Annotated in this window: 23 protein-coding genes; 14 read left to right on the top strand and 9 right to left on the bottom strand. The window is 60.8% G+C overall.

Annotated features, from left to right (window positions below; genetic code table 11):
* Nucleotides 1-119: 119 nt before the first annotated feature.
* Complete coding sequence (locus C7450_RS34120) at nt 120-257, bottom strand: hypothetical protein (RefSeq protein ID WP_170147416.1); 138 nt, start codon at nt 255-257, stop codon at nt 120-122.
* A gap of 80 nt (nt 258-337) precedes the next feature.
* Nucleotides 338-1030 carry a hypothetical protein gene (locus C7450_RS24645; protein ID WP_110377114.1) on the bottom strand — a complete coding sequence of 231 codons (693 nt, stop codon included), beginning with the start codon at nt 1028-1030 and terminating at the stop codon, nt 338-340.
* 222 nt (nt 1031-1252) lie between these two features.
* On the opposite strand from C7450_RS24645, the gene C7450_RS33665 reads away from it, so the two are divergent.
* From C7450_RS33665 to C7450_RS34130, 4 genes are read left to right on the top strand one after another with little or no spacing between them, the layout of a single operon-like run.
* Entirely contained in the window at nt 1253-1489 is a 237-nt protein-coding gene (locus tag C7450_RS33665) for a hypothetical protein (RefSeq protein WP_146227497.1), read from the top strand.
* Complete coding sequence (locus C7450_RS33670) at nt 1479-1988, top strand: hypothetical protein (protein ID WP_146227500.1); 510 nt, start codon at nt 1479-1481, stop codon at nt 1986-1988. The genes C7450_RS33665 and C7450_RS33670 overlap by 11 nt, the downstream gene beginning before the upstream one ends.
* Nucleotides 1989-2038: 50 nt before the next feature.
* Nucleotides 2039-2188 (top strand): hypothetical protein, encoded by a 150-nt coding sequence (locus tag C7450_RS34125; protein ID WP_170147417.1) that lies wholly within the window; start codon nt 2039-2041, stop codon nt 2186-2188.
* Nucleotides 2188-2358, top strand: coding sequence for a hypothetical protein (locus tag C7450_RS34130; protein WP_170147418.1), 171 nt, complete (start codon nt 2188-2190; stop codon nt 2356-2358). Before C7450_RS34125 ends, C7450_RS34130 begins: the two co-directional genes overlap by 1 nt.
* A 110-nt stretch (nt 2359-2468) precedes the next feature.
* Here the strand turns inward: C7450_RS34130 and C7450_RS24655 are convergent, their stop codons facing one another.
* Genes C7450_RS24655 through C7450_RS24665 form a run of 3 tightly spaced genes read right to left on the bottom strand, consistent with a single transcriptional unit; the run spans nt 2469 to nt 5725 of the window.
* Nucleotides 2469-3320, bottom strand: a complete 852-nt coding sequence (locus tag C7450_RS24655) for an efflux RND transporter periplasmic adaptor subunit (RefSeq protein WP_245450093.1) — start codon at nt 3318-3320, stop codon at nt 2469-2471.
* 29 nt (nt 3321-3349) lie between these two features.
* Complete coding sequence (locus C7450_RS24660) at nt 3350-3580, bottom strand: DUF1656 domain-containing protein (protein ID WP_110377117.1); 231 nt, start codon at nt 3578-3580, stop codon at nt 3350-3352.
* A 12-nt stretch (nt 3581-3592) separates the two neighbouring features.
* On the bottom strand, nt 3593-5725 hold the full coding sequence (locus C7450_RS24665; RefSeq protein ID WP_110377118.1) for an FUSC family protein: 2133 nt from the start codon (nt 5723-5725) through the stop codon (nt 3593-3595).
* A gap of 644 nt (nt 5726-6369) precedes the next feature.
* Here C7450_RS24665 and C7450_RS24670 point away from each other — a divergent pair.
* The 8 genes from C7450_RS24670 to C7450_RS24705 all read left to right on the top strand — a co-directional run bounded on the left by C7450_RS24670 (nt 6370) and on the right by C7450_RS24705 (nt 14109).
* Complete coding sequence (locus tag C7450_RS24670) at nt 6370-6588, top strand: rubredoxin (protein WP_110377119.1); 219 nt, start codon at nt 6370-6372, stop codon at nt 6586-6588.
* A 26-nt stretch (nt 6589-6614) separates the two neighbouring features.
* Entirely contained in the window at nt 6615-7424 is an 810-nt protein-coding gene (locus C7450_RS24675; protein ID WP_110377120.1) for a pirin family protein, read from the top strand.
* A gap of 188 nt (nt 7425-7612) precedes the next feature.
* Nucleotides 7613-8176: a tautomerase family protein gene (locus tag C7450_RS24680; RefSeq protein WP_110377121.1), complete on the top strand. Its 564-nt coding sequence runs from the start codon at nt 7613-7615 to the stop codon at nt 8174-8176.
* 392 nt (nt 8177-8568) lie between these two features.
* The gene (locus C7450_RS24685; protein WP_110377122.1) at nt 8569-10104 is read left to right on the top strand and encodes a 4-hydroxyphenylacetate 3-hydroxylase N-terminal domain-containing protein; all 1536 of its coding nucleotides are present in this window, start codon (nt 8569-8571) and stop codon (nt 10102-10104) included.
* 62 nt (nt 10105-10166) lie between these two features.
* Nucleotides 10167-10595 carry a MarC family protein gene (locus tag C7450_RS24690; protein ID WP_170147419.1) on the top strand — a complete coding sequence of 143 codons (429 nt, stop codon included), beginning with the start codon at nt 10167-10169 and terminating at the stop codon, nt 10593-10595.
* Nucleotides 10596-10679: 84 nt separating this feature from the next.
* The gene (locus C7450_RS24695; RefSeq protein ID WP_110377124.1) at nt 10680-12680 is read left to right on the top strand and encodes an autotransporter family protein; all 2001 of its coding nucleotides are present in this window, start codon (nt 10680-10682) and stop codon (nt 12678-12680) included.
* Nucleotides 12681-12852: 172 nt separating this feature from the next.
* Nucleotides 12853-13062, top strand: a complete 210-nt coding sequence (locus C7450_RS33675; protein ID WP_146227501.1) for a hypothetical protein — start codon at nt 12853-12855, stop codon at nt 13060-13062.
* A gap of 768 nt (nt 13063-13830) precedes the next feature.
* A complete protein-coding gene (locus tag C7450_RS24705; protein WP_110377126.1) occupies nt 13831-14109 on the top strand; it encodes a hypothetical protein in 279 nt (92 codons plus the stop codon).
* A gap of 47 nt (nt 14110-14156) precedes the next feature.
* Here the strand turns inward: C7450_RS24705 and C7450_RS24710 are convergent, their stop codons facing one another.
* The 4 genes from C7450_RS24710 to C7450_RS24725 all read right to left on the bottom strand — a co-directional run bounded on the left by C7450_RS24710 (nt 14157) and on the right by C7450_RS24725 (nt 18403).
* Nucleotides 14157-14441 carry a hypothetical protein gene (locus C7450_RS24710; protein WP_110377127.1) on the bottom strand — a complete coding sequence of 95 codons (285 nt, stop codon included), beginning with the start codon at nt 14439-14441 and terminating at the stop codon, nt 14157-14159.
* Nucleotides 14442-14619: 178 nt separating this feature from the next.
* Nucleotides 14620-14985 carry a DUF1850 domain-containing protein gene (locus C7450_RS24715; protein ID WP_110377128.1) on the bottom strand — a complete coding sequence of 122 codons (366 nt, stop codon included), beginning with the start codon at nt 14983-14985 and terminating at the stop codon, nt 14620-14622.
* A gap of 9 nt (nt 14986-14994) precedes the next feature.
* Nucleotides 14995-17286, bottom strand: a complete 2292-nt coding sequence (locus C7450_RS24720; protein WP_245450094.1) for a TRAP transporter permease — start codon at nt 17284-17286, stop codon at nt 14995-14997.
* Nucleotides 17287-17458: 172 nt separating this feature from the next.
* Entirely contained in the window at nt 17459-18403 is a 945-nt protein-coding gene (locus tag C7450_RS24725) for a TAXI family TRAP transporter solute-binding subunit (RefSeq protein ID WP_110377219.1), read from the bottom strand.
* Nucleotides 18404-18690: 287 nt separating this feature from the next.
* Here C7450_RS24725 and C7450_RS24730 point away from each other — a divergent pair, with 287 nt between their 5' ends.
* Together C7450_RS24730 and C7450_RS24735 are read left to right on the top strand one after the other, a co-directional pair.
* Nucleotides 18691-19038 carry a PsiF family protein gene (locus C7450_RS24730; RefSeq protein WP_110377129.1) on the top strand — a complete coding sequence of 116 codons (348 nt, stop codon included), beginning with the start codon at nt 18691-18693 and terminating at the stop codon, nt 19036-19038.
* Between the two features lie 319 nt (nt 19039-19357).
* Nucleotides 19358-19570 carry a hypothetical protein gene (locus tag C7450_RS24735; protein ID WP_146227503.1) on the top strand — a complete coding sequence of 71 codons (213 nt, stop codon included), beginning with the start codon at nt 19358-19360 and terminating at the stop codon, nt 19568-19570.
* Nucleotides 19571-20182 lie beyond the last annotated feature (612 nt).

The following is a 20182-nucleotide window of genomic DNA, read 5'->3' on the forward strand; positions in this document are numbered from 1 at the left end:
CGCGCCACCGCCTGATCCCACAGCGTCAGCGTTGCCGCGTCGGTCACGAGGAAGCGGCGCAAAATTGCGCCGGTTGCCAAGTCCTTGAAATCATTCGATGCAAAATTGCATTCTGTTCCTCACGCGGCCCTGCGCTCGTCCATCATCGCGATCCTGTCCGCAAGCCAGCGCGCGAGCCGGGCCACGTCGAGAAGAACGCTGACCGTCGGCAGGTCATCGAAGGCCGCGAGCGACCGGCTGGCATCAATATGGATCACCTCCGCATCGCCATCGCGATCCCGACGCGCTGCCGCAATTCCGACTTTCTGCTTCCGCGCCTGTCTCTCGACGGCGCGATTCAGGCCCCGCGGGATCGGGGCGGCTTTGAAAACAGAAAAGCGAACCGTTGTCGCACATAGGCGCGGGAGGTCGGGTTCGACAGCCTCCACGTGTAAGCATCGATCAGAAAGTGGGCCATGGTCGCCCCGAGAACGGCGCCGACGGCGAGATCGATGGCGAAGGCCGCCGCATCGCTGCTTCCGTAGAAGACGCTGTTGGCGAGGTGGTTGGGCAGAACGAAGAAGGCGCCGACGCCGGCCACGATGAGCAGGAAATAGAGGATGTTGACGACGAGCGGCGCCCGGCCGTCCTTTTCCGTGCCACGCGCGATGATCGCCATGAAGACGAGGTACTGCAGCGCATGGGCGATCGCATAGCTGAGGAAGGCACCTTCGAGCGTGTCCGTGAAGTACATGGGACCGAAGAAGGCGACGAGCGTGAAGAACATCAGGCCGTTGACCGAGAACAGGGGCATCCTGTTGCGGATGAACAGGATGATGGAATAGCCGACGAGGCCGAGATAAAGCACCATGCCGATGCTGTGCATGGTCTCGAAGAACGGAAAATAGCCCGAGGGCATCACGCTGCGGCCGAGAACCTTCAAGGTCCCGAAGATGCTCACCCAGGCGAGCAGGATGAAAAGCTGCTTGCTCTTCGGGTCCGTAGGCTGACCCGTGGTCGCGACCGACGTGATCTCAGTCAGGCTCCTCAATCAACATCTGCACCGGACCGAGCTGTAGACAAAGCGGTTGAACGTGTTGATATAAAGGGTCCACATCCAGACTGGGGCCCAAAGGGGGTTCACGCAGATGTATCCGGGATACAAGGCTCCCCGGGAAAAATCGAGGTAACCATTCGTCCCGGGCCGCAAGATGGCTTTGTACTTGAAGGGACCCGAGGCCGCGATAGGGATAATCCCAAGCTGAAAGACGCCGTGGATCAGGTTAAGGAGCATCTCGACACTCCAGAGGGGATGAGAGATTTGGCCAATAAAGCGAAGAATGCCGTCGATTTACTTAGAGACGATCCGCAGAATGTCAAAGGCAAAATTGGGGAAATACAGGAATTCGCCGACCGAGCGAAGAGCAAGTCTGACGCAATAGACCAGTCAAGAGAAAATGAGGGATCTAGAGGCACAGACAAAGCGGACGAAAGATCGGATGATGATTAGTAAAGAAATCTCCCCCCCTGTGAGCCCAGGCATTATCGATTTAGCAGAGACCGTCAGAAGTGGCATTATCTGTGGATTCAGAGCCGGAGATGAAAGGGATAATATTGTCAGAATTTATGGCGGAGGTGACGACCGATGTCAGGACAAACTGATTCTTTCGTATGGCGATGTTGAGTTCTTCTTCGAGGAGGAACACGATAGACATAGCCTGATGTTTTCTTATATCTACCCTGGACAGTCTGATTCATCGCGCGTGACTGGTGGTCCGTGTTTTGATATCGATGCACATGGGCTTGCACCGGAAATGATTATCGACCATTTCTTGGGATGGCTCGTCAGCAATAAAATATCATTCACATATTCATCGGATCGAGATCTTGAGGATAATAAGTTTATTTCCATAAACGGAAACGCAGAGGCTTGCTTTGGTCTTGCGGAAAATGGAAATTACACGTTGCAAAAGATAATGCTGTTCAGCGGATTTCCGCGGAAAACCTAATTACAGCAAATGCGTTCTCGGTGCTCAACAGCGCCTTGGGAGATGCCACCATGCCCGCCCAACAATTCACCGCACAGATGTACAATGCCTTCCTCGGGCGGGCGCCGGAGCCGAACGGCTATGCCTGGTGGGTCTCCCTCTATCCCGGCATGACCGAGACCGCCTTCATCAATGCCTGGGCGGCGACGCCCAGGCGTTGATGAAGGCGGTCGCCAGCGTCTTCGCCGACGGCCCCATCGCCTGCGTCACCCTCGACAGACAGCCGGTCATCTGCATCAGCGTCAACGGCGATTTGACCTTCTTCGTCACCACCGATTTCGTCCTCACCGGCCTCGGCGCCGCCACCTTCACGGATTTCGTGTTGGCTTAAGGCCGCCCCGGCATGCCCACCTTCCGGCTTCGCAAAACACTTTGTCCTCTGTACCTACGAAACCGACAGCAGGCCAGATAGACTGCAGGGTCTTTGGAGAGCGCATCATTCTAATGCGTCGGTGACTTGCGCGGCGTCACGACCACGGTCGCCGACATGCCAGAGGCGAGTTGAAGGTCGGGAGGCAGTTGCCCAAGCTTGATGCGGACGGGAATGCGCTGGGCGAGCCGGATCCAGTCGAACTCGGGATCGACCCTGGCCAGAAGACCGCTCTGGTCGGTTGTGTTGGCGATGGCCCGGCTCACGCCGGCGATTGTTCCATCGATGACCACCCCTCCCGCCATGAGCTCGATCCTGGCAGGGTCGCCTACGCGGATCGCCGGCAGTTTGGTCTCGACGAAATAGGCATAGACATAGAACGAGTCGCGATCGACGAGCGCCATCGCGGCCTGCCCTGTCGTCACGTAATTGCCGGTGAACACGTTGAGATTGGTGATCCACCCATCAACTGGCGAGCGCACCTCCGCCCGAGCGAGATTGATTTCCGCCGTCGCGAGGGCCGCCTGCGCCACCTCGAGTTCAGCCTGCGCCTCCGCGGCCGAGATCGCCGTGCGTTCCATCATCTGCGGCGAGATGGCCCCGCTGTCGCTGCGCGCGAGGTTGGCATCGCGGTCGGCTGAATCCTGCGCATATTTCAGCGCTTGCACTTTCGCCGCGACCTCTGCCTTTGCCTGCTCCACAGCGACCCTGAAACGTTCCCGGTCGATGACGAACAGCAAGTCACCCTTTTTGATCAATTGGTTATCGACGACATTGACCGACGATACGAGGCCGGACACGTCCGGAGCGATCTCGACGACATTGGCCAGCACGCGAGCGTCGCGGGTCCATGGCGCCAGCGTGTAATACGCCCAAAGCCGCCAGCCGACGACGAGCGCGCCGACGACAACAAGGCACGTCATTCCGACCCTTACAACCGGCAGTCCCAGTCTCATCCCTGTCCTCCCCCAACGGCCGGCAAGCCTAGGATGATCATGCCGAGCATGATGACGTAGAGCGCTGTGTCAAAAAGCGGCCTGTGCCAAATCAGGCGGTAGAAGTCCGCCACGCCCAGCAGCCAACGCAGGGCGAGGAAAGGCAACAGCGTGACGACCGCCCACATCATGAATGGCGGAAGGTAGAAGCCGAAGGCCTCGGGTGTGTAGAAGGCAGCGGTCGACATGGAGGGCACGGCTCACGCCTCCACAGGAGGACGGGCGAAAAACGCCCGGTCGATGTCGAACCGATCCGCGATGAACCGCAGCGAGGCACCGGCGCGGATGACCAGAGCCGCCGACGGGCCAGGTTCCAGCGGAAGCGCACCGAGAGTGTCGCGTGCCGATCGCGTCATGCGTTCGGCGTCAGTAAGTCGTGCGGCCTGCTTTTCGCCGGCGCGCGACAAGGCCTCCAGCGCTGTGGCGAAACTGTCCAGGAAGTCGCCGAGAACGGCCGCGGCCTCCGGCGCCAGGTCTGGCGACTGCTTCACGCGATTGAGACGGCCGAGCTCCAGGCTCATGGAGGCCGCGCCGAGTGCGCCGCGAAGAAAGTCCTCATCGCCCGGCCGGTCGAGGGACAGGCGCGGCAGCAGTTCCGCCAGCATGTCGATCATCGCAGTGAGAGTTTTGCGCTCATGGCGCGTGCCGCGCGCCGCATCCGGAAGCATGCGGCCGACCGCCTGTCTCCAGAAGCGCACGCGGTTCGCCATCGAGGTCACGGGAAGCAGCGCTATCAGGCCGAGACATGCCGAAACACCCAGGACAAAGGCCATGTTGGAATTGAAGAAAGTCAGGTCGTTGGGCTGGAACCTGTTGCCGGTGCCAAGCTGCGCGCCGATGAAGCCCGCGAACATGACGCCTGACCACATGGTTTGTGGTGTGCCCGCCATGAGCCCGCCCGGTATCAGGAGGGCGATTAGAAGGAGAGCCAGCGCCTCGAACCCCTCGATCCGCGGTAGAACGAGGACCATGGCACAATAGGAGACGGCAATGGCGAGAACGGTCCATAGCATGACCCGCAGGCCAAGCTTGCCAGGCTGATCCTGGTTGACCGCGAAGAACAACGCGAGCCCCATGCCGGTCATCGCGGTGAAGCCGTATTCCCACCCGGTCGCGGCCCAGACGACGCAGCCGAGAATGATCGCCAGTGCGGCGCGGGCTCCGATCAGCGCCGCCTCGACATGTGAAGAGGAGGCCAAGGCTTCGAGAGGCCGCCTTGTGCTGGGCGCGTGCCGCCGGCGCAAGCTTGCCGCCTCGCTCGCCATGACCATCGAGAGGCCATGCAGCAGGTCTCCGGTGCGATGGAGGATCAGCACGCCGTCGGTCAGGGTCTCGAAGGGAACGCGACCCGCAAGCGTTTCCAGCCCCGTCGCGGCGGTGCCGAGGCTGGCCCGTGTCTTCAGCAATGCGGCGCGCACCCGGTGCGGATCGGCAAACGCCTTCGGGTCATCGGCGATAAACTGAAGGATCTTCGCCGTTTCATCCAGGGCAGGCTGCATATGCGCAATGACGGGCGCCGAAGCGTCGCCCTTGAAGTCATCGATACGCGTGTAGAGCCCTCTCGCCACGGCGAGAACACCGAGGAACTCGCGGACCGCCCGACGCATCAGCACGTCATCGGCGCGCATCTCCGGTGCTTCGAACATTGCATAGGAGCGAAGGGCATCAAAGCCGACGATCTTTTCCACCATGGCGCGTCGAAGCGCCGCAAAGGTTTCGGGTGGCGTTCCACGACGCAAGGCTACCGCGCCATAGTGGCTGAGATCACCGAAAAGGCGCGCCATCTGTTCGCGGAGCAGAACGCCCGCATAGCGCGGCATCACCAACACTGTTGCCGCTGTCGCACAGGCGATACCGATGATGATTTCGCCCGTACGATCGAACGCGATCGACCAAGCCTGCAGCGGATTCGCTGCGCCTTCCAACGCAACGAGAAGTGCCGTGTAGCCCGCAAGCATCCAGCCGTAGGACGCATAGTTGCGCAGCCGGGCGGCAACATAGAATGACGCGCCCAGCCAGAGCGCCACAGCGGCCACCAGTGGGATGGGCGCCTGCGCGTAGAGGGCGAGAATGACGAGCCCCACACAAGCACCGGCAATGGTGCCGATGATCCGATAGGTGCTCTTGGCGAGCGCCCCGCCGGCCGTGGGCTGCGCCAGCAGATAGACCGTCAGAATCGACCATTGCGGATCCTGCATCTCCAGCCAGTAGGCAATCGCGAGGGCCACCACGCCGGCAACTGCCGTGCGTAGTGCAAACACCCAGTTGCGCCAGCTGAGGTCCACGGCGAAGAACGGCCAGAGGCTGGAGCTGGAGGTCTCGGTCACACTCATAGTGCGTATCCAATGATCGGCTATGACAGCATCGAGCGTAGCATAGCCTCATGATTATCATTGCGACCCATTGGCTTGCCCCGTGACTGTCAGGGTGACTTCTATGACACCCCGCACTGGATCGCTTAGCAAATATACCGTGGCTTGACTACTTCGATGGTGGCTCGGCCCTGGAAGAACTGTTGGGCTTTTTTGAAACCGATGGAGCAAACTCCAGTGCTGACGGAGAATTCATCCTCCTCCGGAGGCAGATACATTGTAAAAAAGGGCCTTGCCATCGCCATTACCAGTATGGCTCACAAGATCGACAATGCATGAGGTTGAAACGGGCCACCCATTGGCGCAGCCTCCTCCCCCGCACGTTCGCACTGTCATCCAGTATCCTGTCTGCTCAACCTGGACGTCGCCACACCATTGCACCCGTGAAATCTCGATCCCATCCCCAGTTCTGAGGATAGACGCAGGCTGCATCCTTCAATAAGGTGGCATCACATCCGTTGCGGCAACAAGCCATAGGACTTCACGGTCCATCTCTGGACGGCGATGAATTCTGAAAGACCTGTGGGCCGAAGTCCACAGGAAGGTGATGCCCGGGTGATGCAAGAAAATGCCGCCCCTGGCGCGGACTGAGGAGGGACAAAGACATGAATCCAGAACCTTTCATGCGGCTGATGTGCCTTGGCTGCGGTTTTTCCTACGATGAAGCACTGGGACTGCCCGAGCACGGCCTCGCCCCCGGAACGCGCTGGGCCGACATTCCCGAGACCTGGGTTTGCCCCGACTGCGGGACCCCGAAGCACATGTTCGAGATGGTGTTCATCGGCTATGCCGAGGGTGGCTCCGATCTCGCCAGCGCCGCATAAGCCCCACCGATCAGGAGCCACTCACAATGAGCAAGTCATTCATCATCCGCGACCATGAACGCGGCCATGACACGATCCGGTCTGACGGCACCCGTTCGTCCTATATTGCAGGGCATCCGGATGGCTTCGTTACCCGTGCATCAAGCTTCAACTTTCACGACTACCAGAGCGGCCGTCCAGGGTTCGGTCCAGTCCGCGTATTTGGCGACGAGATCTTCCACGGCGCAGGTTGCGGTTACAATATGCATCCGCACCACAACTTCGTGATCTGCGCCTTCGTGTTCGAGGGGCAGCTTACGCATATCAATACGGCCGGCGAAGGCATGGTCGATCAGCTGAGAGCCGGCGACTACTACGTCTTCTCAGCGGGTTCAGGCGGCAAGCATTCAGAACTCAGCGTCACGTCGGAAGACATGCACGCAATCTATCTCTGGTTGATGCCCAGGCAGCTTTTTTTGCCGCCTACCTATCATCGCGCCCATTTCGACTATCGCAGACGCCGCAACACGATCGTGCAGCTTGTCGGCGACGCCGACACGGCCCTACCGATCCCACAGGACCTGCGCGTCTCTCGACTGATGGCGGATGCGGGCCGCAGCTTCACCTACACGCTCCGCTCCAGGGGACACGGCGCTTACATTTTCGTCCGAGAAGGCTCTGCTACAGTTGACGGCGTCGCACTTGGTCGGCGTGACAGCGCGGGCTTCTCGGATCGCGACGATCCAGCCATCACAATCGACATCGGTGAGGATGACAGCGACATCATCGTGGTCGAGACAATCATGATCGATGACGACAACATCAAGGCATGGGAGCACGATCATGCTGGCCACTGATCGCGACCGGGGCATTCCGTTGCAGCGCGGGAAGCTCCCAAGAACAGCGGTGCGTGGGCCGACGAAGCTGAACGCAGCTTCCTCGCCTTGTCCGTATCGCGCGCGTTGCACGTCTCCGATCCGCCACGGCGACCGGACCAATCCGGCTTGTCCCGGCAGCGTGCCCGCCAAGAGGAGAGGGAACTGACATGCCCATTATGAACGTGAGCTACCGTGCCGGCGACCTTGACAAGACGATGAAGGCAGATCTCGCGAAGCGGTTGACCGACGTTCTGGTCACGATGGAGGGCGGCGCCAATACGCATGGTGGACGCGCTTTCGCCTGGGTTCTCTTCAGCGAACGACCGAGCGAAGACTGGTGGGTTGGCGGCGAAACCGATAACAGCTTTATCTCCCCGCCTGGATGTTTTCTCGTTCATGTGACCATTCCGGAAGGCTATATGAACGCCAGCCACAAGCATGACGTCCACCTGTCGGTCAATGCGGCCATACGCGCCGCGACCGGCACGACCGATCCTGCCGCGACCGGTGCCAGCATCCTTGTCGTCATCGCTGAGGTGCCTGAAGGTAACTGGGGTTGTGCTGGCCAGACAATCAGCTTGGAAAATATTGCTGACTCGGTTGGCCTCTCAAAGACCGGCGATCGATACGCTTGGGTGCAGGCGTACTTCTCCGCCAAAGCGCGTATGCTGTCAGCCTATGACTACCCCAAAGATATCGGCGGGCTTCTCCCCAGTATGTCTCGGGACTAGGGTCACGCCGAATATATTTGTCAAATGAACCGGCACGGCGCTGAAGACGCAAAGCTGAGCCAGGTGCCGAGCCAGCTTTTCATATCGCAACCAATGCTTGTGCGAACATGACCAGCGATTGGTACATTACTTTTGTTCAGGTGGAAACGGCGGCGTGAACCACGAGGCATCGAGTGGATATTCCGGCGGCTCGGCTTCAAGACCCTGAGCGTTCCTGCGTTCCATAGCGCGCGAAGTACCTGGGCAATGATGATGACGAGGGTGGCCTACCCCAGCTTCCTTCGGGATACCCGCCCCGCCAGCGCCAAATAGCCAGTTTTCGTGTTTCAAGTGGAAACGAATCTATCCCCCTCGGCTTGTATCCAGCCGCCAAGCTTTGGATAGGAGAGAACATGCTGGCCGAGGACCATCGCGCCTCGAAGTTGAGGCCCTTCACAGGCGAGGAATACCTGGCAACCCTGCGCGATGAGCGCGAGGTCTACATCAACGGCGAACGGATCCGCGACGTCACGGCGCATCCGTCCATGCGCAACGCGGCGCGATCGATCGCGCGAATGTATGATGCTCTGCATGAGGCTCGGGCAAAAGACATTTTGACGGCGCCGACTGATACCGGATCGGGAGGGTACACGCATCGCTACTTCCGCGCGGCCCACTCGTCAGCAGACTTGGTTGCCCAGCAGGGGGCGATCGCCGAATGGGCACGCATGTCCTATGGTTGGATGGGCCGTACCGCCGACTATAAGGCTGCGCTCATGAATACGCTCGGTGCGAATGCCGACTGGTACGGTCCCTTCAAGGACAATGCCCGGACCTGGCACAGGCGCGCTCAAGAATCCGTGCTGTTCATGAATCATGCGATAGTTAATCCTCCAGTCGATCGCCACAAGCCGGCAGATGCCGTGAAGGACGTCTTCGTCCATATTACGCGGGAGACGGATGCTGGAATCTACTTGTCTGGCGCCAAGGTTGTGGCGACCTCCTCCGCGTTAACACACTACAACTTCCTGGCCCAGAGTTCGGCAGGGATGAGCGACGACCCCTCGATGGCGGTGATGTTCATCCTTCCACTGAACGCGCCGGGTGTGAAGATTTTTTGCCGAACATCCTACGAGCAGACGGCCAGCGTGACAGCCGATCCGTTCGATTATCCCCTCTCCTCACGCTTCGACGAGAATGACGCTATCCTCGTCCTCGACGACGTCTTCGTGCCATGGGACGACGTCCTGGTGCTTCGTGACCAACCCAGGATCGCATCTTTCCATCTGGGCTCGGGCTTCCTGCAAGGCTACTGTTTCCAGGGCTGCACACGCCTCGCCGTGAAGATGGATTTTCTCGCCGGATTGCTGGCCAAGGCGTTGCGCGCCACGGGCGGTGACGCATTCCGGAGCAATCAGGCCATTCTCGGCGAAGTGATCGCGATTCGACATCAGTTCTGGGCATTCTCGAATGCGATGGCTTACAACCCCGCTCACTGGGTGAACGGCGCCGTTCTACCGAACCTGGAGGCGGCACTTTGCTATCGCACCTTCATGTCGGAGGCCTATCCAAAGGTGATCGACATGATCCGCCGCTCTGTTGCTTCTGCCCTGATCTACCTGCCTTCTTCCGTGCGAGACTTTGCCAATCCGCACATCGATCGATATCTGGCGCAATACGTGCGCGGCTCGAACGGCATCGGCCATATTGAGCGCATCAAGATCATGAAGCTGCTGTGGGATGCGACCGGCACCGAGTTCGCCGGCCGGCACGCTCTCTACGAACTCAACTATGCCGGGGCGCCCGAGGAAGTCCGCGTGCAGGTCTTGAGGAACGCCGAGGGCAGCGGATGCCTAGCGGACATGGAAGCTCTCGTTGACCGGTGCATGGCTGACTATGACGAAAAGGGATGGACCGGGACTACCTGGCCTCAATGGCCGCAGCACTGAGTGTGAAGCGGCCATGGCGGGAACCTTCCGGACCGATAGTTCTTCGTTTGAGCGGGAAGCAGATGCTGGAGACAACTTCTGTGCTGAGCATGTTCACGTTCAGTTTCGCGTCGATGTTCGCAATGGTGAACCCCATCGGAATGACGCCGGTCTTTCTGGAACAAACACAGGGCCGTTCTCTGTCCGAACGTCACTCGCTTGCCTACCAGGTCGCGGCATATGGCGCAACATTGTTGGTGCTTACATTGTTCTTCGAATCTTATGTTCTGTACTTCTTCGGAGTTTCGTTAGCCGATATCCAAGTGGCTGGGGGCCTGTTTGTATTCTATACAGCTTGGACGATGCTCGTTGCGCCACCTGCCCGGACGTTAGACCAGAAAGACATATCCGCCATCGGTGGTGATATTGCGTTCTTTCCGTTGACCATACCGATCACCGCTGGCGCGGGTTCACTGGCCGTCACGTTGTCGCTCTCCAGAAATCGTGTATGAGCGGAGCGCCTGCCGTCCCTCCTTATAAGTCCAGCTTGCCGACATCCCGCGACTCATCGAATTTGACGCGGGGAGTGAAATCTCATGCCGCTTCATATTCGCGTAAAGCCTGTAAGCTTCGGTGTTGTCGCATTGTCCACGGCCGCGCTTGTCTGTCCCGGCATTGCCGCCGCGCAATCGGGCCCCTGGGATTCCACGATCTCGAACACGCACTGGTACGTGCCGGTGCCGCAGCTGCTGGCCTATACAGCGCCGGCGACGAGTTTCGCCAATCCGATCCCGACCGGCGACCAGACCATTTGGACGCTCGGCACGTCCGTCAACGGCGTGTTCACTGGAACGAGTTCCGCGACGCTCACCATAGGCCCGCTCGTCACGACCTCGGATTCCAACATCGAGGGGCGGGTTACGCCGTCGGGCGAGATCGCCATGGTGTTCACGCCAACGACAGGCGGCGCGACGACCATCGGGCTTGGCACCATGCAGACCCGCGATGGCGTGACGGCGATGGAAATGCAGATGATCACCGGCACAAGCCTGCTGGTGAGCCATTGGGCCTATATGCTGCCCTACGACCCGGCCAATTTCACGCCACCCCCGCCTTTGCCGGTCCCGGCCAATTCCTCCCCACAATGGGCCTGGACTGGAGGCACGCCCTGGCGGATCGTCAGTCCGGCCCTGTTCGGCACCGCTGCGCCCGGCACACTCGTCATCACAGACTACAAGAACGGCTATTTCTGGGGCGTGGGCAAAGGGCCTGCCGGCAGCCCAAAGACCTATACGCTTCTTGGATCGATCACGCCTGAAGGCAGGGTGCTGTTCAACACACTCACCGATGCGCAACTGATGAGCCTCTACGGGGGGATCGCCGGCGATGCCTCCACGGCCGTGATGGTCCTCGGCTCCTACGATGCGACGGCGATCTTCACGGGCGATCTGACGTCCGTCTCCGTCGTGCGCCCCTATGGCGAGACCGCAGCGGCGATGAACAACCGCTCGGCGATCGGCGCGGCCGAAGCCCTCTATGCCATAGCCAGCACGCCGGCCGGCCTGTTCGGGCCCATGGGCCCGACGCTCGATGCGCTCAATGCGATAAGCGGCGCGGCACTGTCGAGCGCCCTCAGCCAGACCTTGCCGGTGCTCAACGGTGCCGCGTCGCAGGCAACGGCCAATTCCCAGCGGGTGCTCCAGCAGATCGTCGTCGATCGACTTGAGGACATCGACGCGAAAGGACGGGCGCCCACCCACGCCGAGCCTGCCCACCGCCATATCTGGATGAGGCCGTTCGGCACCTTCATGCATCAAGGCAGCCGGAGCGGCGCTCCCGGGTACCAGTCGGATGGCGGCGGCGTCGTGGCCGGTGTCGACGGCACGGTAGCGCCTGGCCTGTCGCTGGGGGCCTTCTTCGCTTATCTCAACAATAGGATCGACGGAAGCTGGAGCGCGGTCCCCGGCAAGCTCGATGTCAACAGCTACCTCATCGGTACCTATGGCACATACGACCTGGGTCACGCTATGTCGCTCGACATGCGGCTCGACGTCGGCCTCAACCGGAACGACACGCGCCGCACCATCCAGTTCATGGGAACGACCGCATCCAGCGACTATGACAGCTATAGCGCCCATGCCGGCGTTGGCGTGCGGCGGACGCTTGCCTTTGGTGACAAGGCTCTGCTCACGCCTTCGCTGCGGCTCGATTATCTGCAGATCAATGCGGATGCTTATGCCGAGTCCGGCGCGGGGGCGCTCGATCTGCGCGTGAATTCGCAGCTCTATCAGGAACTGATGATGACGGCCGACCTGAAGGTCGATTACGCGCTGACCGACAGCGTAGCCCTGACAATGCAGGGGGGCGTCGGCTACAACCTTCTCGACAACGATACGCGCATCACCGCAACCTATGCCGGGGGTGGCAGCTTTGCGACCTATGGACCGGATGTCTCGCCATGGCTGTTCTCGGCAGGCGCCGGCCTCGTCGGCCATAGCGACAACGACATGAGCCTCGGTATCCACTACAACATCCAGGCAAGCCCCACGGGATACCTGAACCAGACGGGGTCGGTTGTCTTAAAGATGAGAATCTAGGGCCTGCTGCAGACGTCCAACCCACGAGCCTCCGGAAGTGACCGGCGCTTATCGCGCATATCCTCCCCTGAAAGCGGACGCTGTGCCGAAATCGACGAACGTGGCGGTCGCCTTGACCGCATTCTGCGCCGGCGCGAAGATCTGGCCCGTTGCGTCTGCAGAAGGTTGCGTTATGGCCGACCAGAACGATGTTCTCTCCCACGATATTCAGCCTGCACCGACGCACCCGGAAGAAATGACGGGGGTGTTCAACCTCCACGTGGGCAACTGGATGTCGCTGCAAGCCAGTGGACGCATGACGCCGGCGGGCATGGTCGCCATCGGCCTGACCCTCGCGGCATTCGCCGCCACAATCCTGGCGCTGGCACGACTGCGGAAATGAAAGCTGATCCGCGGATCCCTCATCCGACTTGAAACGCCGACGATGTCTTGGAAGGTTTACCCTCCCGACAATTGCGGCAGCAATGCCTTCGGGACCACGTTCGCGGCAACGGAGTTCGTCGCATGGGTATCGGGCGAGGCCCGGGCCGTTTGACGTCCATGCGCAACAAGGAACGGTCCAGACCAAATGCGCCATCGTCGCGACACATCCATTTACCCGGCCGGGATTCGGCTTATTTCGCCGCCGCCTTGTTCCGCTCCGGAGCCGGATCATTGCCACAGGACCACCACCGCCTGATGTCCTTCGCAGCATGATTACACGGTGACATCATGCCGGTGATACGTAAGTCTTAACAATGACTATTGTAAATCACCGGATTGGAGCGCGGATAGCATTCTGGAGCAAGTCCGTCTGTTGCGGATTGGCTCCGCTCAAAAATTGACGAGCAAATTCACCGAGGGAATGCTGATTTTATACGGAACCACCGTGTCATTCCAGGCTCCGCGCTCACGCGAGGCCCCGGAATGACGGCGGGATTTCCTCCAAACTCAGCATGCTCGAGGGCATGCGGTTACGTCGCAAGGCGATGATTTCGGCCGCAGATGCACATGGCGCCGCCTTCGCCCGAAAGGGCCGTCACGCCGTGCCGGGTCGCAGTGCCAGCGCCCCCCTGCTTTGACATAGCCGCTATGTACAGCATTCACTGGATAACCCTGCGCCTTCACGTTAAATGAGCTCTGCCGGTCTCGCGATAAGGGCGCTGGAACGATGGGCGAAGACGACACTCGCTACTGGCGGGCGAACGCGCATTTCAATGCCTTGCTTGCCAATGCACTGCACGCCATCGTGGTTATTCTTCTGCAGAGGTCCGCGCACGATCCCAGGCTTGCGGAAGAGTTTGATGAAATCACGCGAGAGGTCATCAAAGGTATCAAGAATTTTGATCCAGTTCTTCCGCTTCCAGTCGAGGATGAAGCAGGCGCTACCCGGGAAGCTATCGAATACCTGGAGCAACGCTTTGCGGAATTGCGGCGATCCCTCGGATAAGCGATACACGGCAGAGTGCATCCGCGGGAAATGCCCTGCAAACCCGCCTACTCGCACTGAACCCCATAGATCGTCTCGAGCTTATCGATCTGAAGCCTGAGATCAGCCAGCACCCGGCGCAGATCGCGATCGACATGGCGCCGCCGATCCATCTGCGACAGCTGGTGCGAGACATGCGCGGCGGCAGCGGCGAGGTTATGCCTCACCCGCCAAAGCTGTTCGATCTCGCCCGCAACGGCCTCATCCCCGATGTAGGCGACGAGTGTCACCCCCTGCTCAAGCTCGACTTCAATACTCGCCCCCACGGCGCGTATATCCGGATAGTCCGTCATGGTGCCCCCCCACCGTCCAGACAACTGGAATTAACCTTTAACACACCTTTAGCAAGCCGCGCGAGCGGAACGTGCCGCTGTTGCTCCCGCCGCTCCGCGGCAATCGACGTCCACCCCTTTCAAACATGCAAGGGGGTGGAACACAAGGCCCGCACTCTCGCTCAGGCGCGCCAGGTCCTCAGGCACAGGGCTTCAGTTCGACAGGATCCGCTGCGGCCGGAACGAAATCGGACAAAGGCCTGCACGTGCCGGCGATGCAAAGACGCCAATCATCTGTCGCGCCTGAACGGCGCAGGATCACAGTCGGCAGTGGGGCAAGATCGGGCTTCCAGACCCAGAAGTTGCCCTCGCGATGCGCCTCCGGCGGCGGCTCCATGCCAGCCCCTGTCCCCATGACACGGGCTTGCTCAAGAAGGAGGCCCTGGGGCACCGCGCGCCAGTCTTCCTCCCACGCGACCTTCTGGACCGAATGCGTCCAGCTCAAGGTCAGCTGGGAAACGCCGAGATGAACGAGGGCGCCGGCGGCGGCAAGGCAGAGCCCCATCGCGCGCCCTCAGATCCTTGCGGCGGTCGGCTGCCGGCAACGCCAGATATGAAATCCAATCGTGAAGATACCGAGTGCAAACCCGATCTCATCGGTTATCGGCAGCGCGAGAAAGAGGAAGGCCGCTGCGGCTGCCGCCAATACGCGCTCCCAGACGAGCATAGGTGCGTTGAGATAGCCGATCGACGCCATTCCCCACAGGCCGATGGCCAGCGATGTCTTGAACACCATATAGGCCGCTGCCAGCCAATAGCTCAGGCCGTCCAGCCCAGGCTCCGGCTGCAGCATCAAGGCCGGATCGTAAACCGCCATATAGGGAATGACGAAGCCAGGCAGGGCAATGCGGATCGCCTGAAAGCCGATCTTGAAGCCGTTCTCCCGGGCGATCGGCGCGGCCGCAAAGGCAGCAAGAGCCACCGGCGGGGTGAGATCGGCCATGATTCCGAAATAGAAGACGAACATATGCCCGACGATCAGCGGCACGCCGAGTTCGAGCAGGGCGGGTGCCGCAAGCGATGAGGTGATGATGTAGTTGGGGATCGTCGGTATGCCCATCCCCAGAAACAGGCTGACGAACATCGTGAGGATCAGCGACAGGATAAGCGAGCCCTTGCCGATCGAGACCACCCAATTGCCGAAGATCGTCCCGACGCCCGTCAAGGTCATCGTCCCGATGACGATCCCGACGACGGCGCAGGCGAGGCCGACCGGCAGTGCCTGCCGGGCACCATCGGCCAGGGCTGCGCGGCAGGCAATCAACGTGTCCGGCCCGCCCCGCACGAAGAGGCTGGCGATGACGAGCACCGTCACCAGCGCGAGGATAACGAAGATCCCCACGATCAAAAAGCTCGCGGCAAGAAGGCCGAGGCCAACCCAGAACACCAGGCGTATCACCTCATGGGTAAGCCCCGCAGCGATCGCCCCCCCGAGGATAAGGACGACCGTCAGGGCAAGCCCGACCGAGCCCGAATAGAGCGGCGTATATCCGGCGAAGAGCAGATAGACGAGGACCGCGAGCGGCAGAACGAGAAACCACTTCGCGCGGAAGGACGCGAGGGCGTTCGGCAGTTCGCTTTTCGGCATGCCGACGAGGCCGCGTTTGCCGGCTTCCAGATGGACCGCCCAAAAGGCGGAGGCAAAGTAGAGAATGGCCGGAATGACCGCGGCCTGCACGATATCGGCATAGGGCACGCCGATCGTCTCGGCCATGATGAAGGCCACAGCGCCCATGACGGGGGGCATGATCTGCCCCCCCATGGAGGCGGTGGCTTCCACACCACCGGCGAACGCCGCCTTGTAGCCGAAGCGCTTCATCAGGGGAATGGTGAACTGGCCCGTCGAAACCACATTGGCGACGCCGGAACCGGAGATCGTGCCCATCAGCGCCGATGCAAAGACGGCGACCTTAGCAGGACCGCCACGTGCGCCGCCGAACGCCCCCATCGCGATATCGGTGAAGAGCTGGATCATGCCGGCACGCTCGAGAAACGCGCCGAACAGGATAAACAGGAAGATGTAAGTGGCCGATACGGCTGTCGGAACGGCGTAGAGACCCTCTGTCCCGAAGGACATATGCTCGATCACCTGCTCGACATCATAGCCGCGATGGTCAAACGGCGCGGGAAGATACTGGCCGAACAGGCAATAGGCGAGAAACAGTCCGGAGACGATCGGCAGCGCCGGTCCCATAACGCGCCAGACCAGCACGAAAAGAATGACGAGCGCCGCGATGCCGACCACGAAATCCGCCGGGGTGAGTTCGCCCGCCCGGTTGACGAGGTCGAAGTAGAAGGCCCAGTGATAGAGGCCCACGAGGAAGCCAGCCAGCCCGAGCCCCCATCCGATCAGCCATCCGGCCCGCGAGGTGGCACGGTGGTTCGCAAGCATGGCGCCCGCGACGAGGCACAAAAAACCCACATGCATCGTGCGCACGATCTGGCTCGGGACGCCGCCGCTGAAATGCGAGACGACGATGTAAACGACAGCCAGGGGAACGAGCGCAAAGAGCGCCCCCATCGTGGGCCGGCCTTGCAACCTGTCCCAAACGATCTTCACCGCCCAGAGGGTCAGAATCGCTCCCACCACGCGGATCAGCGTGACGCCGGGGAGAAAGGCGCGATCGAGCGGGAGACCGAAGGCGGTGATGATCTGAAAAACCGAGAACGCGACCGCGATCCAGAACAACAGCTGGCCCGAGCGTCCGGGGCCGAAGCCCTCGGGCAAGCCATGTTCAGGGTCGACAACCGCCGCAGGGGGGGATGTCTCCTGACGCTCAATGTTCACCTGTGGCTCGATCGCCATCACATTTCCCGCAGCGCTTTGAACTGGACAGCCTTCAGGGCGAAGATCCGATGCCTGATCGGCCCGCCCGGGCATCGGATAGTCCGGACCCCGCTTCCGACGGCCGTCCCCGATGGTCCCGGATTACCCGCGCTCCGCATGGCGAAGCGCCTTGGGCATCGCATGGTCTGCCTCATTGCGGCGGGGTGAGCCCCTTCTCCTTGAAATATTTGGCGGCTCCCGGATGCAGCGGAACCGGCAGCCCCTGAAGGGCGTTCTCGAGCTTGATGGATTTCGCCGCGCTATGCGCCGCCCCCAAGGTATCGAGATTGTCGAAGACCGCCTTCGTCATGGCATAGGCGAGATCGTCCTTGACGCCGTCATGGGTCACGAAATAGTTGACGACAGCCGCCGTCGGTACCGCTTCCGTCTGGCCGGTGTAGGTATTGGCGGGGATGGTCGCCGCGACATAAGGCGTACCGACCTTCTTGACCGTCTCCTCGGGAATGCCGACGACGACGATCTCGACGGCGGATGCGAGATCGCGCAGCGAGGCGACGCCAAGCCCGGACGATTGCAGTGTGGCATCAAGCTGCCGGTTCTTCATGAGCTCGACGGATTCGGCAAAGGGAAGATATTCCACCTTCCCGAGATCCGCATAGGTGAGCCCCGCACCCTTGAGGATGGCGCGCGCATTGAGTTCCGTTCCGGACTTGGGCGCCCCGACGGACAGGCGCTTGCCCTTCAGGTCCGCCAGGGTCTTGATGCCGGATTCCTTCGAAGCGACGATCTGAATATAGTTCGGATAGATCGCGCTGATGGCGCGGAGCCGGTCGAGCTTTGTCTTGAAGCCCGCGTCCTCGACGCCGTTCCATGCGTCCGCCAGGCTATCCCCGAGCGTGAAGGCAATCTCGCCCTTGCGCTGCTGCAGGAGGTTGAGATTCTCCACGGACGCCTTCGTCGCCTGCACGGAAGGCCGGCTTCCGGGAATTTTTTCCGTATAGATCTTGGACAGGGCGACGCCGAGCGGATAGTACACGCCCGACGTTCCACCGGTCAGAATATTGATGAATTCCTGCGCTTTGGCCGGTGTGGCAAGCGCAAGGGCAGCGCTCGCGGCGATGACGATCTGGCGAATTGACAACAAGGCGCCTCTCCCTCAGCCTCACAATATTGTATCTTACGTATGTTATCGAAGGCTGGAGGCGACACAACTAGCAAAAAGACGTGGACCTGTCGCGGCGCCACCCATGACCCGGACCGGAAGGCCAGCAATGGTGAAGATGGCAAGTCATGAACCGGTCGCGTCGAATTCAATCCCGCAGCCGCATCAATCTGCCATAATGGGTACTGAGATTACGGACCATGTGGCAACACCGTCAGCGCGAATCGCGCGATAATCTATGCTTCTAAGGGGAGGATGGCATGATCACGCGGACTGTTCTTATCACGCGGACTGTTCTTGCCACAGTCGTGGCCTTGGGCATCTTATCCCTCGCTTTCTCCCCACCCGCAGCGGCTCAGTCTGCAGCCCAGAACGCCCAGCGCGAGCGCATGACGACATGCAACAGTGACGCCAAGGCGAAGTCGCTCTCCGGAAACCAGCGCAAGGCGTTCATGTCGGATTGCCTCGCCGGCAAGACGGGTGGCGGCGAACAGAAGGCGCTCACCGCGCCGCAGCAGCGCATGAAGGACTGCAATGCCGACGCCACCAAACAGGCGCTGACCGGCGAAAAGCGCAAGGCGTTCATGAGCACCTGCCTGAAAGGCTGAGGTCGCTTACAGCGCTCCACGGGCTGTTAGGAATCCGCAAGGGTCCCCACGCGGACACGTGGCTTGGCCATAACAACCGCTTGGCCATAACAACCGCTTGGCGCAAAAAAAAACGCTTGGCGCAAAAAAAACCGCTTGGCGCGAGAGCTTCGGCGGAACGCGAGGGGCGGCTTCAACCGCTCCCTGCCCAGCCTCAGCCGACACGGGCGTCACAGGCGGTGGGCATCGAGAGCAAGGGTGCCGAGGGCAAGGGCGCCGACGGCAAGGGCATCGAGAGGGACAGACGTTGGTCAGCACAGAATGGTCCGAGCCTGAGGATTTGATCATTGAGGAGATCCGAAAGCTCGTCGTTGCAGGCATCCAGGCCCGGAGTTTCGTGTCGGTCGTCGGCGGTGTGTCTTTGATCCGTACCGAATATCCCGATGCTCCCCTGACGAACGCCGAAATCGCCGACCTGATCGTGAAATGCTCGCTGGCGGCCGGGGTCCCGCTTGAGCTCGGCCACGTGCCGGATAATTTAAACATGCGTTGAATGTGGCAGGGAACTTTTTACGCTACCATGCGTATTACGCTGGGAGGTGCACCATGGTTCCCGACATTCACAGAGTCGAGGCTGACACCGACACGATCAGCGCCGTTCAGGCGCGGATACGTATCCACCGCGCAGCCATTGCGGATCTCCGCGCCAAGGGGCATTCCAGCGAACTGCTGGATGGCGTCCTCCGCTATCTCGTTGCCGCCAGGGACCAACACGCGCGCCAACGCTGGCGCGCACTGCGGCCCATAGGGATGAGCAGAACCAAGGCGGATCCACAGAGCCCTGGCGAATCATAATCGACGGGGTTGTAGGGATTCCCCACGCACCGATTTGGATCTGCAGGCTCGACAAGCTACTCCGGCCGCAGCGAGGCGCTACAGCAAAGCGCCCGCCCCATACAGTGAGGGAGCGAGCGCCGCAGCACGACTGCGTGGGTCTCAAACGCAATCGCGCTATTAACTCAACGGCTTGAAGCGCATCAGGTTCCCGTGAGGGCGCGCAGGATGCGTCCTCCCCATGGGGGCGGCACCCCGCAGAGCCGTCCGAACCGTGACCGTGACTACGCCTGGCCACTGACCCCTACGGCACATGCCGCCACCGATCATC

The sequence above is a fragment of the Chelatococcus asaccharovorans genome (genome assembly GCF_003201475.1).
Classification (GTDB): domain Bacteria; phylum Pseudomonadota; class Alphaproteobacteria; order Rhizobiales; family Beijerinckiaceae; genus Chelatococcus; species Chelatococcus asaccharovorans.

Coding starts and splice junctions, on each gene's coding strand:
- C7450_RS34130 (WP_170147418.1), top strand. CDS start 2,188: ATGAAGGCGGTCGCCAGCGTCTTCGCCGACGGCCCCATCGCCTGCGTC.
- C7450_RS24660 (WP_110377117.1), bottom strand. CDS start 3,580: ATGTCGACCGCTGCCTTCTACACACCCGAGGCCTTCGGCTTCTACCTT.
- C7450_RS24685 (WP_110377122.1), top strand. CDS start 8,569: ATGCTGGCCGAGGACCATCGCGCCTCGAAGTTGAGGCCCTTCACAGGC.
- C7450_RS33675 (WP_146227501.1), top strand. CDS start 12,853: ATGGCCGACCAGAACGATGTTCTCTCCCACGATATTCAGCCTGCACCG.
- C7450_RS34125 (WP_170147417.1), top strand. CDS start 2,039: ATGCCCGCCCAACAATTCACCGCACAGATGTACAATGCCTTCCTCGGG.
- C7450_RS24715 (WP_110377128.1), bottom strand. CDS start 14,985: ATGGGGCTCTGCCTTGCCGCCGCCGGCGCCCTCGTTCATCTCGGCGTT.
- C7450_RS24730 (WP_110377129.1), top strand. CDS start 18,691: ATGATCACGCGGACTGTTCTTATCACGCGGACTGTTCTTGCCACAGTC.
- C7450_RS24680 (WP_110377121.1), top strand. CDS start 7,613: ATGCCCATTATGAACGTGAGCTACCGTGCCGGCGACCTTGACAAGACG.
- C7450_RS24695 (WP_110377124.1), top strand. CDS start 10,680: ATGCCGCTTCATATTCGCGTAAAGCCTGTAAGCTTCGGTGTTGTCGCA.
- C7450_RS24690 (WP_170147419.1), top strand. CDS start 10,167: ATGCTGGAGACAACTTCTGTGCTGAGCATGTTCACGTTCAGTTTCGCG.
- C7450_RS24705 (WP_110377126.1), top strand. CDS start 13,831: ATGGGCGAAGACGACACTCGCTACTGGCGGGCGAACGCGCATTTCAAT.
- C7450_RS24670 (WP_110377119.1), top strand. CDS start 6,370: ATGAATCCAGAACCTTTCATGCGGCTGATGTGCCTTGGCTGCGGTTTT.
- C7450_RS24655 (WP_245450093.1), bottom strand. CDS start 3,320: ATGACGTGCCTTGTTGTCGTCGGCGCGCTCGTCGTCGGCTGGCGGCTT.
- C7450_RS33670 (WP_146227500.1), top strand. CDS start 1,479: ATGATGATTAGTAAAGAAATCTCCCCCCCTGTGAGCCCAGGCATTATC.
- C7450_RS24720 (WP_245450094.1), bottom strand. CDS start 17,286: ATGGCGATCGAGCCACAGGTGAACATTGAGCGTCAGGAGACATCCCCC.
- C7450_RS24665 (WP_110377118.1), bottom strand. CDS start 5,725: ATGAGTGTGACCGAGACCTCCAGCTCCAGCCTCTGGCCGTTCTTCGCC.
- C7450_RS24675 (WP_110377120.1), top strand. CDS start 6,615: ATGAGCAAGTCATTCATCATCCGCGACCATGAACGCGGCCATGACACG.
- C7450_RS24710 (WP_110377127.1), bottom strand. CDS start 14,441: ATGACGGACTATCCGGATATACGCGCCGTGGGGGCGAGTATTGAAGTC.